The following is a 14,513-nucleotide window of genomic DNA, read 5'->3' as shown; positions in this document are numbered from 1 at the left end:
TAGGGCGAACTTCTTGTCAGGCTGATCACTCTTAACCCGTTGTTCCACCCCCGCTGTCAGCACAAGGAGGCTGACAATGAGCACGTCAACCGTACGGCGAATGCCTTACGGGGGCAGGCGCATATACATGGATACTCCCCCGACGCATGCTTGCCCGAGCACCCGAACATGCTATTCAACGCCCATAAGAAAACCATCAACACCCTGCAACACACCGTGGCTCACCAGGCCAGCCTGCTGGACGCGATCGAGCGCTCCATGGCAGTGATCGAATTTGATCCGCAAGGCGTTGTGCTGCGAGCCAATGACAACTTCCTCAATACCCTGGGCTACCGCGCCGAGCAGATCGAAGGCCAATCCCACCGGATGTTCTGCACGCCCGCCTTTGCCCGTAGCGCCGAGTACAACCAGCTGTGGTCCAACCTGCAAAACGGCCAGTTCCAGTCCGGCACCTTTGAACGGGTGGCCAGCGACGGTCAGTCGGTGTGGCTGGAAGCCAGCTACACCCCGGTGCGTGATGACACAGGCCGTGTGATCAAAGTGTTGAAGTACGCCCTGGACGTCACCCCGCGCCTGCAGGCCGAAAGCGAGGCCAACGCCAAGTTGGAAGCCATAGGCCGGGCAATGGCCGTCATCGAGTTCAACCTCGACGGCACGATCATCACCGCCAACGCCAACTTCCTGCAGCGCATGGGCTACAGCCTGGCGCAGATCCAAGGCCAGCATCACCGCCTGTTCTGCACACCAGAGACCGCCGCAAGCTCGGCCTACAGTGACTTCTGGCGGCGCCTGAATCAGGGCGAATTGTTCAGCGGCCAGTTCGAACGCGTGGATAAAAACGGCCAGCCCGTGTGGCTCGAAGCCAGCTACAACCCGGTGTACGACGCCAGCGGACGCCTGTGCAAAGTGGTGAAATTCGCCTCGGACATCACGGCACGCGTGCAACAACATGCCGCTGACGCGCAGAGTGCAGCCCAGGCCTATCACCTGTCCCTGCACACCCAGGACATGGCGGAAAAAGGCGCCGACGTGATCCAGAAAACAGCCAGCGGCATGCGTGAAATTTCCTCGGACATCGACAACTCCTCGCAACTGATCGCCAAGCTGGGCGAGCGCTCGCAGCAGATCACCACCATCGTCAACACCATTCGTGGCATTGCCGACCAGACCAACCTACTGGCACTCAACGCCGCTATCGAAGCGGCGCGCGCAGGTGAACAAGGCCGTGGATTTGCCGTGGTGGCCGATGAAGTGCGGCAGCTGGCGGCGCGCACCAGCGGTTCCACCACGGAGATCTCCAGCATGATCGCGGTGATCCAGGCTGAAACCCGCCAAGCCATCGACAGCATGGACGCGACCCGCGACCGCGCCGCCCAGGGTGTGGAATTGGCCAACCAGGCCGGTACGGTGATCCTGCAGATTCGTGAAGGCACCAGCGAGGCGGTGCACGCGGTGAGTGCGTTTGCCAATGAGCGTGGCGTCCACTAAGTAGGCCCCGGGTTATTCATGTGTAAGACAGGTCGCCAGGACTATAGTGATTCACTGTCTTAACGCTGATGACCCGAGACCACCATGACACCAGACAAGCCCGATACCGCGCCCGTCGACCACCTGCGCTTTCACCGGCGCCATGCCCACCTGGCGCCGACCTTTGGCAACGACACCTTTGCCCTCAAGGCCGAGGCTTTTGCGCGCTTCTTTGGTACACCGACCTTCCTCGGTGCGCAAACCGCGATCGTGATCTTGTGGGTGGTGCTCAACGTCACCGGTATCACCCACTTCGACGTGTACCCGTTCATCCTGCTCAACCTGGCCTTCAGCCTGCAATCAGCCTATGCCGCGCCGCTGATCCTGCTCGCCCAGACGCGCCAGGCAGCTCGCGACAAAGCCCAGTCCGACGCCGATGCGCAACACCGCGAAGCGCTGGCCATCGCCAATACCGAACGCCAGGCCCAGGCCGCGCAGACCACTAAACAGCTGCTGGAATTGCTGGAGCAAAACACCCGGCTCACGGAAATGACCAAGCAACTGACCGAACACATCGAAACCCTGACGTGCGAAATGCATGAGCATTACGTGCGAAAACCTCAATAACAACGCGAATTCCATGTGGGAGGGGTCAGCTCCTTCCCACACTGGTTCTATGCTGTGTCAGGGTTTCATCTGCACATGCCGTCCCAGCTCATCAAACAGCGTCACCACCGAGCGCAACGCCCGGCAATCGGGACGCGTCAACAGCCATAACGCCGTATCGTGCGCCGCCAATGCGGGGCCCAGCGGCTGCAAGCGGTCATCCAGTAGAAAATCCGGCAGCGCCGCTACGCCCAAACCGGCCCGCACCAGTTCGGTGACCGACAGCATGCTGTTGCAACGGTAACTGGGGCGCACACCGGGCAGGTGTTCGCGGCGCCACGCCACCGTGGGGTGATCGGGCAGGAAGTCATCCGGCGCGATCCAGGCGAGGTCTGCCAGTGTGCGACCGGCGTGCTGATGCGCATACGTAGCGCTGGCACACACCTGATACGTCACGGCCCCCAGGCAACGGCCAACAAGATGCTCCGGCGGTGCCTTGGTCAGGCGCAGGGCGATGTCGGCATCGCGACGGCTCAGGTTGGCGAAGTCATTGGAAGTGCTCAGCTCCAGGGTCAACGCCGGGTAGTCCGGCATGAACTGCGCCAGCGCCGGCAACAACAGCCCTTGCAGCACCGAGTCAGTACAGGTCAGGCGCACCGTGCCGCTGATCACCTCGCCGCCCTGCTCCACGCCGATTCGCGCCGCTTCCAGCGCCTGCTCGGCACGTTCAGCCTGCTGCGCGAGGTTGCTCGCCAGGCTGGTGGGCAGGTAGCCGGCGCGGCTTTTTTCAAACAGCGTCTGGCCCACTGCGGCCTCAAGCCTACGCACCGCGCGAAATACCGTGGACACATCCACCCGCAACAACGCCGCCGCCCGCGCCAGAGTGCCGCCACGCACCAGGGCGAGGATCAGCGACAAGTCGGGGTAATCGATTTGATAGTGCGTGGCTGCATTGAACATGTGGGCAAACGCCAATATTGATTGCGTGGGCGCCAATCTATTATGTGCATCAGGACACTACAAGCCATGGGATGCCCACGATGAAAGCCACCACCTTGCACCTTGCCCTGATCGGCGATTACAACCCCGATGTCATTGCGCACCAGGCCATTCCCGTTGCATTGCAATTGGCTGCCGAAGCGCTGGGCCTGAAGGTTCACCCGCAATGGCTGGACACCGACACCCTCACACCGGCCACTGAACTGCACGGCTTCGACGGTTTCTGGTGCGTGCCCGCCAGCCCCTACCGCGACACTGACGGCGCACTGCGGGCGATACGTTTTGCCCGCGAACAACGGCGACCTTTCCTCGGCACCTGCGGCGGTTTTCAACACGCGGTGCTGGAATACGCCCGCAATGTGCTTGGCTGGGCCGACGCGGAACACGGCGAACTGGCGCCGGATGCAAAGCGCGCGGTGATCATTCCCCTAAGCTGCTCCCTGGTAGAAGCCACCGACACCGTGGGATTGGCACCCTATACGCGCATCGCCGAAGCCTACGGCCGCTTGGACATCGAGGAGGGCTATCGCTGCCGCTACGGCATGAACCCCGCGTTCGCCGCGGCCTTGCTGGAACGCGAACTGATCGCCAGCGGGCATGATTCGGCCGGCGACCTGCGTGCGGTGGAGTTGCTTGACCATCCGTTCTTCGTCGCCACGCTGTTCCAGCCCGAACGCGCCGCGCTCAAGGGCATCACCCCGCCGCTGGCACTGGCCCTGCTCAAGGCTTGCCAGGAGTGCTCGGCATGATCGCCAAGACACCCGCCCCACCCTACTACGCGGTAATTTTCAGCTCATTGCGCACCGAGGGTGATCAAGGCTACGGCCAGGCCGCCGCCCGCATGTTGGAGCTGGCGCACGAACAACCAGGGTTTCTCGGAGTGGAATCGGCGCGGGAGGATGGCCTGGGAATTACCGTGTCGTACTGGAGCAGCGAGGCAGCGATCCTAGCCTGGAAACAGCAGGCCGAGCATCGGGCGGTGCGTGAACAAGGACGCGCCACCTGGTACTCGGCGTTTCAGACACGGGTGTGCAAGGTGGAACGGGCCTACACATTCCAAGGCCATTAACCTTCGTATCGCCCGGCTCTCTGTGGCGAGCCTGCTTGCTACAACAAGCCCGCACACCACAGAAAACCAGCCTGCTACGCAAGGCTCGCTTACCGCCTATGCCGTCTAGCTCACCAGACTGCGCAACGCGCTGATCTGCGGAATCTCCACCCGTTTCATATACACCCGCAGCGGCTCGCTGATATTGATGCGGTCGTCGATATTCTGGTCGAGCAGCAACTGGATACGCTCGCGGGACAAGGTCATGGTCTGCTCGGGGGCCGGCAGCCAGACAAATTCAGCGGTGGGGATGATGCCGTCGTCAGCCACGTCCATGCCGAAGGAGTCTTCGCTGAAACGCACGATGTACTGGCCGGTCTTGCGGTTGAGGCCAACAAAACCGTGGAGTTGGTCGGCGGCCTGGCAGATAAGCTCGGAGGTGATGCGCATGGTAAACCTCACTGAAAAGTCCCACAGGGACTGGAAAGATGGTTTACACGCGTGGCGGAAAGTACCGTCCTCTAACGGGACGGCTGCGAGCAAGAGTACTGCAATGCAGCGCAAAAAAACCGACAAAATTGGCGCGTGCGCACGTTAATGTCGGTTTGGTGATAGCGCCTTTCGCAATCAATTGTTAAAAAGGAGGCCTTCTCAAAGCTACCTCCACGAAAGGACTTCGCATATGCCTGTCACGTTTTCCAAGAGCGCCCTGCTGCTCGCCCTGGCGCTTGGCCTCGGCCAGGCACAGGCGGCCGAACCGATCAGCCCGGCTGAATTGGCGACAAACGAAGGCATTCCCTACCCCGCCGTGATCGCTCACCGTGGCGCGTCCTACGACGCGCCGGAATCCACCGCCGCCGCCTACAAAGTCGCGCGCGACCTGGGTGCCGACTATCTGGAAATGGACCTGCAGCGCAGCAAGGACGGCGTACTGTTTGCCCTGCACGACAACAACCTGCAGCGCACCACCGACGTGGCCACCAAGTTCCCCGAGCGCAAAGACGCCCCGGCCAACGAGTTCACCTGGAAAGAACTGCAAACCCTCGACGCCGGCAGCTGGTTCAACGCCGCCTACCCGGACCGCGCGCGTCCAGGTTTCGTTGGCCTGAAGATCCTGAGCCTGGACGACATCATCAAGATCGCCGAAGGCAACCCGCAGCACAAACCCGGCCTGTACATCGAGACCAAGGAGCCCAAGCAATTCCCGGGCATCGAAGCCGACCTGAAAAACAAGCTGCTGGACAAGGGCTGGCTCAGCTCCGCCGGCTCCAAGCTGGGCAAGAGCAACACCGGTGTCGGCCAGGGCAAGGGCCGCGTGGTGCTGCAGACGTTTGAAAAAGACAGCTTGAAAGAGCTGCAGAAAGAAATGCCGAACACCCCGAAGATCCTGCTGTTGTGGGTCGGCCCAGGCAGCATCGAGCCGAAATCCACGCAGACCTTCGCCGAGTCCGGCGAACCGACCAAGGCCGCCTACTACGCCAAGCAAGAGCCGAAAGACGCCGCCGAGTTCGAAAAATGGGTCGACGAAGCCAAGAGCCTCGGCGCCATCGGCACCGGTCCTTCGGCTGAGCTGACCGACCACGGTGACCAAAGCTATTCGGACCTGGTAAAGCCTGAGATGAACAAGCTGACCCACGACAAAGGCCTGCTGGTGCACGTCTACACCGTGGACGAGCCGGTCGACTTCGACAAAGTGATGAAAGCCGGCGTCGACGGCATCTTCACCAACCGCGCCGCCGAACTGTTGAAGTTCTACAAGCGCTGGCCGTCGTCCAGCGTGCAAGACCTGCTGAACGACTATAAGTACTGAGAGCCTCGGGCATTGGTGTCAGTGCGCCATTAAGGATGAATTAAGTTGCGCCGGTTAATCTGGCGCCACTTAAACAGCTCACCGAAAAAGGACACACACTATGAAAACCCTGACTGCCCTGTTCGCTGCCACCGCCCTGACCCTGACCGCCGGCCTGGCCCAGGCTGATGTTCGCCCGGACCACATCGAAGGCCTGCTCAAGTCCGGCGCGGTGATGCCTTTCGACAAGCTCAACGCCGCTGCCGTGGCCAAGCACGCCGGTGCCACGATCAACGACACCGAACTGGACCACAACAACAGCGGCGTACTGGTCTACGAAGTCGAGCTGACCGACACCGCCGGCAAGAAGTTTGAAGTCAAACTCGACGCCAAAACTGGCGCCGTACTGGAAGACAAACTCGACACCTGAGTGACCCCCGTCACCTGAAACCGCGCCACCTCCGGGTGGCGCGGTTTTTTTATGCGCGCTCGCTCACCACGCATAGGAAAAAACTTAATTTACCGCATGAAATTACACCTACATCACACAAGGTCGCTAAAATCCCAGGCATTGAACTGAGCCTCCTTCCCGCTCACCACTTGCCGAGACTGCTGCATGGGGCAAAAAGCCGCCGACATCGCCACTATTGGCCGAATCAGTGCCGTACCCGCGATGCTCCAGGTCATCAGCGACATGACCGGCCTGCGCTTCGCCGCGGTGGCGCGGGTGACCGACGACACCTGGACCGCCTGTGCCGTGCTCGACCAACTGGACTTCGGCCTCGGCGTCGGTGGCGAGCTGGACCTGACCACCACGATCTGCCACGAGATTCGCGGTTCCCATGTGTCCGTGGTGATCGACAAGGCCAGCGAAGACCCGCTCTACCACGACCACCACACGCCGCGCCTGTATCACTTCGAAAGCTATATTTCGGTGCCGGTGTTCCGCACCGACGGGCGCTTTTTCGGCACGATCTGCGCCTTGGACCCCAACCCCGCCGTGCTGCGCAGCAGTACGATCCAGTCGACCATGGAGTCGTTCGCCCGCGTGCTGTCGTTGCAGATCGAAGCCGAAGAAGCCGCGCAGCACACCCAGGCGCAATTGCAGGAAGAACGCGGCACCGCCGAACTGCGCGAGCAATTTATCGCCGTGCTCGGCCATGACCTGCGCAACCCGCTGTTTGCAATTAACGTCGCTGCCGAACGGCTGCTGCGCAAGCACCCGGACCCGGCCACCGACACCCTCGTGCGGCATATCCTCACCAGCGGCCGGCGCGCTGCGCAGTTGGTGGAAGACGTGCTGGATTTCGCCAGGGGCCGCATGGGCACCGGCATCCCGCTGAACATCGGCGATTGCCAGGGTTTGCAGGCGGCATTGCAGCATGTGGTGTCGGAGGTGCAGAGCGTGCATCCGCAGCGGGTCATCCGCGCAGATATCGGCGACCTGCAAGGGGTGCGTGGTGACCGTGACCGCCTGGCGCAGTTGCTCTCCAATCTGGTCGCCAATGCCATCCACCATGGCAACCATGACGGCCCCGTGGAGGTGCATGCGCAGGTCGAGCAAGACCGTTTCCATCTGTCGGTGAAAAACCCCGGGCAGATCAACGCGCAAGCCCTGCCCCGTCTGTTCGAGCCTTACTCACGCCCGGCGACGAACACGCCCCAGGCCGGCCTGGGCCTGGGGTTGTATATCGTCAAGCAGATTGCCGAGGCCCATGGCGGTGAACTCAACGTGTCCACCAGCGCCGAGCACGGCACGGTGTTCACGTTCAGCCTGCCCACCGGCTGATCAGGCGCTCAGGCGCGCGGTCACCTCATTCAACTCGCCGGACAAGCTACGCAGGTTGTGGCTCGCCGCTTCGGTGCGCTGCACATTGTCGAGGTTGGCCGTGGCCACGGTAGTGATCTGGGTGATATTGCGCGAAATATCCTCAGCCACCGACGTCTGTTCCTCGGCCGCCGTGGCGATCTGGCGGTTCATGTCGCGGATCGCTTCCACTGCCTGGGTGATGTGATCGAGCATGGCGCCGGCCTGGCTGACTTTTTCCACACTGTCATCGCTGCACGACTGGCCGCTGACGATCGCCTCGGCGGCATCGATCGCACCGGTCTGCACGGCATGGATAATCTGGTTGATCTCGATGATCGACGCCGCCGTGCGTTGCGCCAGGCTGCGGACTTCATCGGCGACCACCGCAAAACCGCGCCCCGCCTCGCCTGCACGGGCCGCCTCGATCGCGGCGTTCAGCGCCAGCAGGTTGGTTTGCTCGGCGATCCCGCGAATCACTTCCAACACTTTGCCGATACGCACGCTGTCGGTTTCCAGGCGCCGGATGATGGTGCCGGTGTTGAGGATTTCCGTGCGCATCTGGCCGATGGTGGCGATGGTGACCTTCATCACTTCACCGCCCTCGCGGGCCGACTGGTCAGCGTCATCGGCAGCGCGCGAGGCACTGGCGGCGTGACGGGCGACTTCCTGGGCGGTGGCCGACATTTCGGTCATGGCCGTGGCTACCTGGTCGGTGCGGTTGAATTGCTCGTGAGTGCCAGTGGCCATCAGCCCGGCAATCGAGTTCAACTCGCCGCTGGCGCTGACCAGATCGGTGGCGCTGCGTTGCAAGCGACTGAAGGTCTCGGCGAGGAAGTCGCGCAGGATATTGGCGGCAGCCGCCAATTGGCCCAATTCATCCTGGCGCTTGCTGGTGACGCGCTGGGCAAAACGACCATGGCTCAGTTGGGTGACATAGTCGATCAGGCCACGGATCGGCAGAATCAGGTTGCGGTTGATCAGCCACAGGCTGAACAGGCCGATCAAGGCACCCGACAGCAGCATGATTGCCAGGCCCACCATCACCGTGCGCTCAGCATAGGCGCTGATGGCCAGTGACTTTTGTGCGCCTTGTTCGCGCAGGTCGCTGACGAGAGCGCTCATCTGCTCGCTGGCGGCGCGGTCCACACCCTTCACGGCCGTGTCGCCCGCCGTAGGATCTGCACCCGCCGCCACGTAGGCATCACGCCCGCGCTGGTAAGCGACACCCAGTTGCTGGTGTTCCTGACGCAAGGTTTCGATGCGTTGGCTCAAGGTTGCGTCGCTGCGGGTCTGGCTGACCAAGCGCGTGAGGATGCCTTGGACATCACGTTGGCGGTCCTGGAACTGGCCCCAGTATTTCTCCATGTCCTGAGGCTGTTTGCCGCGCAACAGCACGTTTTTCCATTCCTGGACCTGCACCTTGAATTACAGGTTGGCTTCATCGATCAGTTGGGAGGTGAGCAACGGCCCTTCGAGCAAACTGCGGTAACTCTGCACACCGTTGGAGAGAAAGTTGAAACACGCCAGGGCGATCAACAGCATCGCCAGCAGGCTGCCACCGAGCAGCGACAGGATCTGTGCCCGCAGGGAGGTTCGCAAAACATTCATCGGGGGAAACCTCGAAACAGGGGAAAGGGTGCTAGCACGCCATGACTTCCCTGTCGTCAGAGGCACCACCCGTCCACAGCGGTGCTTATGGCCTGAATCGGCCGTGCTGGAGCCTTCTTGAGCGATTCCTGATGGGCGGTCAATAAAATGTCACTCAACAGAAATAAATTCAAAGCCGTCATAAAAATGTCAAATATCCCTGTAATGATTCGCCACGCGACCTGTGAAACGTCCTACAGGCCTTTTCTCTGCGAGCCTCCATGAACCACAGCATTGACCACAGCCACCAGGATTCCGATCTGTTTGGCTTGCTCTACGGTTTTCGTTTTCGCCCCGGTGAAAAGGGTGAACAGATTGATTCGGCCACCGCGCTCCAGGCCTTGCAGCAACCCGCCGATCCGGAAGAGTTCCTGTGGCTGCACCTGAACCTGGCGCACGCGGCGTGCGAGCGCTGGATGCAGGCAAACCTGGATTTGCCCGAAGAATTCTTCGAGGCCTTGCACGAAGGTTCACGCTCCACGCGTATCGAACACGTCGACTCCGCCTTGCTGGCGGTGGTCAACGACGTGGTGTTCAACTTCAGCAGCATGGTTTCGTCGGACATTTCCACGCTGTGGGTGTGCGCCCGCAGCCGGCTGTTGATCAGCGCACGCCTGCAACCCCTGCACTCGGTGGACAAGTTGCGCTCGTCGGTGAAGGCCGGCGAGCGCTTTCGCTCACCGCTGGAACTGCTGGTGCACCTGCTGCGCGACCAGGGTGAAGTGCTGACGCAGATCGTGCGCAAGACCAGCATCAGCGTCGACCATATCGAAGACCAGTTGCTGTCCTCGCGCCTGTCCACCAACCGCGCGGAACTGGGTGCGGCGCGCCGGGTGCTGGTGCGCCTGCAACGCCTGCTCGCGCTGGAGCCGGGCTCGCTGCTGCGTCTGCTCAACCGCCCGCCGCAATGGCTGCAAAAGGAGGACGTGAAGGAGTTGCGCAAATCCACCGAGGAGTTTGCGCTGATCATCAACGACCTGACTGCGCTGGGCGAACGGATCAAGCTGCTGCAGGAAGAGATCGCCGCCAACCTCAACGAGCAAAGCAGCCGCACGCTGTTCACCCTTACCGTGGTGACGGTGTTGGCATTGCCGATCAACATCATCGCCGGTTTTTTCGGCATGAACGTGGGCGGTGTACCGCTTTCACAGGATCCGGAAGGATTCTGGATCCTGGTGGCGTTGGTCGCGACCTTCACGCTGATCGCCGGGCGCTGGGCGTTTCGCAAGTTTTCAAATTGAAATGGGAAGGAGCTTGCCCCCGATAGCCCGGCAGACAGCGCTGTTGTGGCGAGCGGGCTTGTCCCGCGTTGGGCTGCGAAGCAGCCCCAAAACCAGCCTCTACAGAGTGTCTGATACACCGCGTTCCTCTTGACAGGGGCTGCTACGCAGCCCAACGCGGGACAAGCCCGCTCGCCACAAGGAGATGTGCCTGGGTCTGAAAAGTTGTGTAGCCCCTTGGTCTCCCCAGCGCTTTATAGACCAGTGGCAGATCCAATTACCTAAACAATGACTTGTGGCAGCATCGCTGTAACATTCTGCAACGAATATGAACGGCATCCTCCCCACACGGATGCCCCGGCATGGCCACCCCTTCCCTGACTGCCTCCACGCACTCATCCTCCGTCGATTCAAGACCGCGCCTGGACAAGAAACCCGGCCTGGTGACAGTGATCGTTTTCTTCGCCGTACTCGCCATGGGCCTGTTGTTTACCGCCTACAGCCTCATGCACGACATGCACGAAATGGGCGCCCAGCTCACCACGTGGACCCCTTTCCTGCTGCTGGGTGTGGCGCTGTTGATCGCCCTGGGTTTCGAGTTCGTCAACGGCTTCCACGACACCGCCAACGCCGTCGCGACGGTGATCTACACCAACTCGCTGCCGCCGCAGTTTGCGGTGGTGTGGTCGGGCTTTTTCAATTTCCTCGGTGTGCTGCTGTCCAGCGGCGCGGTGGCGTTCGGCATCATTGCCTTGCTGCCGGTGGAGTTGATTTTGCAGGTGGGTTCATCGGCCGGCTTCGCGATGATCTTCGCGTTGCTGATCGCCGCGATCCTGTGGAACCTCGGCACCTGGTGGCTGGGGTTGCCGGCCTCTTCGTCCCACACCCTGATCGGTTCGATCATCGGCGTCGGCGTGGTCAATGCCTTGATGCACGGCCGTGACGGCACCAGCGGTGTGGACTGGAGCCAGGCGATCAAGATCGGTTATGCCCTGCTGCTCTCGCCGCTGATCGGCTTCGCCTTCGCCGCCTTGCTGTTGCTGGCCCTGCGCGCCTTTGTGAAAAACCGCGCGTTGTACAAGGCGCCCAAAGGCGACACCCCGCCGCCGTGGTGGATCCGCGGCATGCTGATCCTCACGTGCACCGGCGTGTCCTTCGCCCACGGTTCCAACGATGGGCAAAAAGGTATGGGCCTGATCATGCTGATCCTGGTCGGTACCTTGCCGATGGCCTACGCGCTGAACCGCACCATGCCGGCCGAGCAATCGTTGCAGTTCGCCGCCGTCGCCGAAGTGACCCAGGTGGCACTGATGAAAACGGCGCCGCAAGCGTTGACGGGCGACCCACGGCCGGTTCTCTCGACCTACGTGCGCACCAAGGAAGCCACGCCCGAATTGGTCCCGGCCCTCGCCGCCCTCGCCGGCCAGATCGGCGAAGAAGTCAAAGGCTACGGCTCCCTGGCCAAAGTCCCCGCCGAAGCCGTGGGCAACGTGCGTAACGACATGTACCTGAGCAGCGAAACCATCCGCCTGATGGACAAAGGCAAGGTTGGTAATTTCGACGCCGACACCCAAGACAAGCTGCAACTGTTCAAGCAACAGATCGACAATGCCACACGGTTTATCCCGCTGTGGGTGAAGATCGCCGTGGCCATCGCACTGGGGCTGGGCACCATGGTCGGTTGGAAGCGCATCGTGGTCACCGTGGGCGAGAAGATCGGCAAGACCCACCTGACTTACGCCCAAGGCGCCTCGGCCGAGACCGTGGCCATGCTGACCATTGGCGCAGCGGATATGTTCGGGCTGCCGGTGTCGACCACCCATGTGTTGTCGTCCGGTGTGGCGGGGACCATGGTGGCCAATGGGGGTGGGTTGCAGATGCGGACGATCCGCAATTTGCTGATGGCGTGGGTGCTCACCTTGCCGGCGGCGATTCTGTTATCCGGTAGCCTGTACTGGCTGTTCACCAAACTGTTCTGACACACCCCAGATTGAAAATGTGGGAGGGGGCTTGCTCCCTCCTACATTTGGATGTGTGTCGTGTCAGTGGTTGAAGAGTCCCGCCATGGCCTTGAGCCGTTTCTTGTACACCCGCCGCGCCTCCAACGCCTCTTCCAACGTCACCGCCACAAACCCCGCCCGCTGGTTCGGCTGCATCTGCCCGATCAAGTCCAGGTCGGCACTGATCACCGTGCCAATCATCGCGTAGCCACCGCCCGACACCGCGTCCCGGTGCAGCACAATCGGCTCCAGCCCCGCCGGTACCTGGATCGAGCCAATCGGGTAGCAACTGTCGACGATATTCGACGGATCCGACCCCGCGCCGAACGGCTGCTCACGCGGTTGAAAGCTCAGCGCACTGCCGCCCTTGAAGCGATAGCCGATGCGGTCCGCCTCGGAGCCGACCGTCCACGGTTCGGCAAAAAAGCTGCTCTTGGCGCCCGCCGTCAATCGCTCGTAATACAGTCCCGGCACCACGCGCAATGTGACATCGCCGCCCACCGAGCGGCGCAACGCCATCGGCAAACTGTTGCCCGCACGCCCGAGACCGCTGGCGTCGCCGATGGGCAATTCATCGCCCTCCTGCAAGCGTCGCCCGTGGAAACCTCCGAGTGCTCCGAGGGTGTAAGTGGAACGGCTGCCGAGCACCAACGGCACGTCAATGCCACCGGCGACGGCGAGGTAAGTGCGGGCACCGGCCTTGGGAAATTCGAAACGCAGCACTTGCCCGGCACGCACCTGGAACGCGGTGTCCTGATGCACCACTTCACCGTCCAGGCGCGGCGACATCAACGCACCGCTGAGCGCGACCAAAGCGTCTCGTTGAAACTCCAGTTCCGGCCCGATCAAGGTGCATTCCAGGCCGGCTGCGCCCACCGGGTTGCCCACCAGATGGTTGGCTGCACTCAAGGCGTATTGGTCCAATGCACCCGATGGCGGAATGCCCAGGTGGTAATAGCCTTCGCGGCCCAGGTCCTGCACAGAGGTGGCGAGGCCGGGTTTGAGAACCTTGATCATGCCAGCGCCTCCTGCAGGGTTTTCGGATAGCCGATGGGGTCGGCGAGAAACGCATCGAGGGAAAATTCCACCGGACGGATGCGCAGGTCGAAACGTCCTGCCTCCACCTCGGCAACCGCCAGGTCGTAGGCGTCGCGGTCGATGGGTTTGAATTGCACGATGTCACCCGGCCGGAAGAACACCATATGCGCCTTGAGGTAGGCCAACTGCTGCGCCGGGTCGTAGATCGGCGCCGGGGTCACGCCGAACATCTGGTAGCCGCCGGCGCCGCGCACCGAGTAGATGCAACCGAAACAACCGCCATGGCCGAGGGTCAGCTTCGGCGTGTCGGTGCGCGGGCGCAGGTACTTGGGCACCTGCAACTGCCGCTCGCGCTCGACCATCTGGAACATGAACGGCAAGCCCGCGACAAAGCCGACCATCGAGACAAACCAGGGCGCACCACTGTGGGCGGCGATAAACGCATCGACATCGGCCAGGCCATTGATGCGCGCGGCGTATTCCAGGTCGGTGGCGCTGGGGTCTTGATGCCGGTCGCGAAACCGCATCAGGGTTTCATGGGTCCAGGGGTCGTTGTAGAGCACCGGAATTTCGATGATGCGTGTGTGCAAGGTGCGTTCGGCCACGGCCTGGGCTTCGGCGCTTTGCACGGCGTCGAGCAGCACATGGGGGGCGATGCGATCGGGGTCGAAGCGAATCTGGAACGACGCATTGGCCAGGCACACATCCAGCACGCCTTCCAGCGCCAGGCGCTCCACGGCACGGGTCACGGCCATGCCCTTGAAAAAAGCCTGCAGGGACATGCTCTCGCTGACTTCGGCAAACAGGTGTTCATCACCGCCGAAGCTGTAGCGGATGGGGGACGTTTCAGCCATGTCTGTTCCTCTTGGAATCGTTATAGAAAGGCAGG

General features: G+C 61.8%; 15 protein-coding genes and 2 pseudogenes. 10 read left to right on the top strand and 7 right to left on the bottom strand.

Annotation, left to right across the window (positions count from 1 at the left end):
* Positions 1-168: 168 nt before the first annotated feature.
* The 3 genes and pseudogenes from AD670_RS32420 to AD670_RS28520 all read left to right on the top strand — a co-directional run.
* Positions 169-939: pseudogene (locus AD670_RS32420) on the top strand (PAS domain-containing protein); the annotation flags it as partial.
* Between the two features lie 69 nt (positions 940-1,008).
* Complete coding sequence (locus AD670_RS32415; protein WP_371263206.1) at positions 1,009-1,488, top strand: methyl-accepting chemotaxis protein; 480 nt, start codon at positions 1,009-1,011, stop codon at positions 1,486-1,488.
* Positions 1,489-1,572: 84 nt separating this feature from the next.
* Positions 1,573-2,094 carry a DUF1003 domain-containing protein gene (locus AD670_RS28520; protein ID WP_053140016.1) on the top strand — a complete coding sequence of 174 codons (522 nt, stop codon included), beginning with the start codon at positions 1,573-1,575 and terminating at the stop codon, positions 2,092-2,094.
* A 57-nt stretch (positions 2,095-2,151) separates the two neighbouring features.
* Here the strand turns inward: AD670_RS28520 and AD670_RS28515 are convergent, their stop codons facing one another.
* Positions 2,152-3,033 carry a LysR family transcriptional regulator gene (locus tag AD670_RS28515; protein WP_053140015.1) on the bottom strand — a complete coding sequence of 294 codons (882 nt, stop codon included), beginning with the start codon at positions 3,031-3,033 and terminating at the stop codon, positions 2,152-2,154.
* 80 nt (positions 3,034-3,113) lie between these two features.
* Here AD670_RS28515 and AD670_RS28510 point away from each other — a divergent pair, with 80 nt between their 5' ends.
* Together AD670_RS28510 and AD670_RS28505 are read left to right on the top strand one after the other, a co-directional pair.
* The gene (locus AD670_RS28510) at positions 3,114-3,821 is read left to right on the top strand and encodes a CTP synthase (RefSeq protein WP_053140014.1); all 708 of its coding nucleotides are present in this window, start codon (positions 3,114-3,116) and stop codon (positions 3,819-3,821) included.
* On the top strand, positions 3,818-4,141 hold the full coding sequence (locus AD670_RS28505; protein ID WP_053140013.1) for an antibiotic biosynthesis monooxygenase: 324 nt from the start codon (positions 3,818-3,820) through the stop codon (positions 4,139-4,141). Before AD670_RS28510 ends, AD670_RS28505 begins: the two co-directional genes overlap by 4 nt.
* A gap of 105 nt (positions 4,142-4,246) precedes the next feature.
* Here the strand turns inward: AD670_RS28505 and AD670_RS28500 are convergent, their stop codons facing one another.
* Positions 4,247-4,570 carry a DUF2025 family protein gene (locus AD670_RS28500; protein ID WP_027605634.1) on the bottom strand — a complete coding sequence of 108 codons (324 nt, stop codon included), beginning with the start codon at positions 4,568-4,570 and terminating at the stop codon, positions 4,247-4,249.
* A gap of 232 nt (positions 4,571-4,802) precedes the next feature.
* Here AD670_RS28500 and AD670_RS28495 point away from each other — a divergent pair, with 232 nt between their 5' ends.
* From AD670_RS28495 to AD670_RS28485, 3 genes are all read left to right on the top strand, one after another.
* Positions 4,803-5,930, top strand: a complete 1,128-nt coding sequence (locus AD670_RS28495; protein ID WP_053140011.1) for a glycerophosphodiester phosphodiesterase family protein — start codon at positions 4,803-4,805, stop codon at positions 5,928-5,930.
* Between the two features lie 100 nt (positions 5,931-6,030).
* Positions 6,031-6,339: a PepSY domain-containing protein gene (locus AD670_RS28490; protein WP_053140009.1), complete on the top strand. Its 309-nt coding sequence runs from the start codon at positions 6,031-6,033 to the stop codon at positions 6,337-6,339.
* 186 nt (positions 6,340-6,525) lie between these two features.
* Positions 6,526-7,698 (top strand): GAF domain-containing sensor histidine kinase, encoded by a 1,173-nt coding sequence (locus tag AD670_RS28485; protein WP_053140007.1) that lies wholly within the window; start codon positions 6,526-6,528, stop codon positions 7,696-7,698.
* Here AD670_RS28485 and AD670_RS32410 read toward each other — a convergent pair whose 3' ends face one another.
* From AD670_RS32410 to AD670_RS32400, 3 genes and pseudogenes are all read right to left on the bottom strand, one after another.
* Complete coding sequence (locus AD670_RS32410) at positions 7,699-8,403, bottom strand: methyl-accepting chemotaxis protein (protein WP_371263205.1); 705 nt, start codon at positions 8,401-8,403, stop codon at positions 7,699-7,701.
* Positions 8,404-8,631: 228 nt separating this feature from the next.
* Positions 8,632-8,742: pseudogene (locus AD670_RS32405) on the bottom strand (hypothetical protein); the annotation flags it as partial.
* 402 nt (positions 8,743-9,144) lie between these two features.
* Complete coding sequence (locus AD670_RS32400) at positions 9,145-9,327, bottom strand: hypothetical protein (protein ID WP_371263204.1); 183 nt, start codon at positions 9,325-9,327, stop codon at positions 9,145-9,147.
* A 260-nt stretch (positions 9,328-9,587) separates the two neighbouring features.
* On the opposite strand from AD670_RS32400, the gene AD670_RS28475 reads away from it, so the two are divergent.
* Both AD670_RS28475 and AD670_RS28470 read left to right on the top strand, forming a co-directional pair.
* Positions 9,588-10,607, top strand: a complete 1,020-nt coding sequence (locus tag AD670_RS28475; protein ID WP_053140005.1) for a transporter — start codon at positions 9,588-9,590, stop codon at positions 10,605-10,607.
* A gap of 341 nt (positions 10,608-10,948) precedes the next feature.
* Positions 10,949-12,565, top strand: coding sequence for an inorganic phosphate transporter (locus AD670_RS28470; RefSeq protein ID WP_053140003.1), 1,617 nt, complete (start codon positions 10,949-10,951; stop codon positions 12,563-12,565).
* A gap of 63 nt (positions 12,566-12,628) precedes the next feature.
* Here the strand turns inward: AD670_RS28470 and AD670_RS28465 are convergent, their stop codons facing one another.
* Together AD670_RS28465 and AD670_RS28460 are read right to left on the bottom strand one after the other, a co-directional pair.
* Positions 12,629-13,603 (bottom strand): biotin-dependent carboxyltransferase family protein, encoded by a 975-nt coding sequence (locus AD670_RS28465; protein WP_053140001.1) that lies wholly within the window; start codon positions 13,601-13,603, stop codon positions 12,629-12,631.
* A complete protein-coding gene (locus AD670_RS28460; RefSeq protein WP_053140000.1) occupies positions 13,600-14,478 on the bottom strand; it encodes an allophanate hydrolase subunit 1 in 879 nt (292 codons plus the stop codon). The genes AD670_RS28465 and AD670_RS28460 overlap by 4 nt, the downstream gene beginning before the upstream one ends.
* Positions 14,479-14,513 lie beyond the last annotated feature (35 nt).

Source organism: Pseudomonas sp. MIACH (assembly GCF_001269925.1).
Taxonomy (GTDB): Bacteria; Pseudomonadota; Gammaproteobacteria; order Pseudomonadales; family Pseudomonadaceae; genus Aquipseudomonas.
Note: the sequence above shows the minus strand (reverse complement) of the source record. Positions and strands in the feature narration are given on the sequence as shown.

What these genes read in the sequence shown, in the direction of transcription:
- AD670_RS28490 (WP_053140009.1), top strand. Translation starts at nt 6,031, where the DNA reads ATGAAAACCCTGACTGCCCTGTTCGCTGCCACCGCCCTGACCCTGACC.
- AD670_RS28470 (WP_053140003.1), top strand. Translation starts at nt 10,949, where the DNA reads ATGGCCACCCCTTCCCTGACTGCCTCCACGCACTCATCCTCCGTCGAT.
- AD670_RS28520 (WP_053140016.1), top strand. Translation starts at nt 1,573, where the DNA reads ATGACACCAGACAAGCCCGATACCGCGCCCGTCGACCACCTGCGCTTT.
- AD670_RS32410 (WP_371263205.1), bottom strand. Translation starts at nt 8,403, where the DNA reads ATGTCGGCCACCGCCCAGGAAGTCGCCCGTCACGCCGCCAGTGCCTCG.
- AD670_RS28500 (WP_027605634.1), bottom strand. Translation starts at nt 4,570, where the DNA reads ATGCGCATCACCTCCGAGCTTATCTGCCAGGCCGCCGACCAACTCCAC.
- AD670_RS28495 (WP_053140011.1), top strand. Translation starts at nt 4,803, where the DNA reads ATGCCTGTCACGTTTTCCAAGAGCGCCCTGCTGCTCGCCCTGGCGCTT.
- AD670_RS28460 (WP_053140000.1), bottom strand. Translation starts at nt 14,478, where the DNA reads ATGGCTGAAACGTCCCCCATCCGCTACAGCTTCGGCGGTGATGAACAC.
- AD670_RS32400 (WP_371263204.1), bottom strand. Translation starts at nt 9,327, where the DNA reads ATGAATGTTTTGCGAACCTCCCTGCGGGCACAGATCCTGTCGCTGCTC.
- AD670_RS28510 (WP_053140014.1), top strand. Translation starts at nt 3,114, where the DNA reads ATGAAAGCCACCACCTTGCACCTTGCCCTGATCGGCGATTACAACCCC.
- AD670_RS28475 (WP_053140005.1), top strand. Translation starts at nt 9,588, where the DNA reads ATGAACCACAGCATTGACCACAGCCACCAGGATTCCGATCTGTTTGGC.
- AD670_RS28485 (WP_053140007.1), top strand. Translation starts at nt 6,526, where the DNA reads ATGGGGCAAAAAGCCGCCGACATCGCCACTATTGGCCGAATCAGTGCC.
- AD670_RS28465 (WP_053140001.1), bottom strand. Translation starts at nt 13,603, where the DNA reads ATGATCAAGGTTCTCAAACCCGGCCTCGCCACCTCTGTGCAGGACCTG.
- AD670_RS28515 (WP_053140015.1), bottom strand. Translation starts at nt 3,033, where the DNA reads ATGTTCAATGCAGCCACGCACTATCAAATCGATTACCCCGACTTGTCG.
- AD670_RS28505 (WP_053140013.1), top strand. Translation starts at nt 3,818, where the DNA reads ATGATCGCCAAGACACCCGCCCCACCCTACTACGCGGTAATTTTCAGC.
- AD670_RS32415 (WP_371263206.1), top strand. Translation starts at nt 1,009, where the DNA reads ATGGCGGAAAAAGGCGCCGACGTGATCCAGAAAACAGCCAGCGGCATG.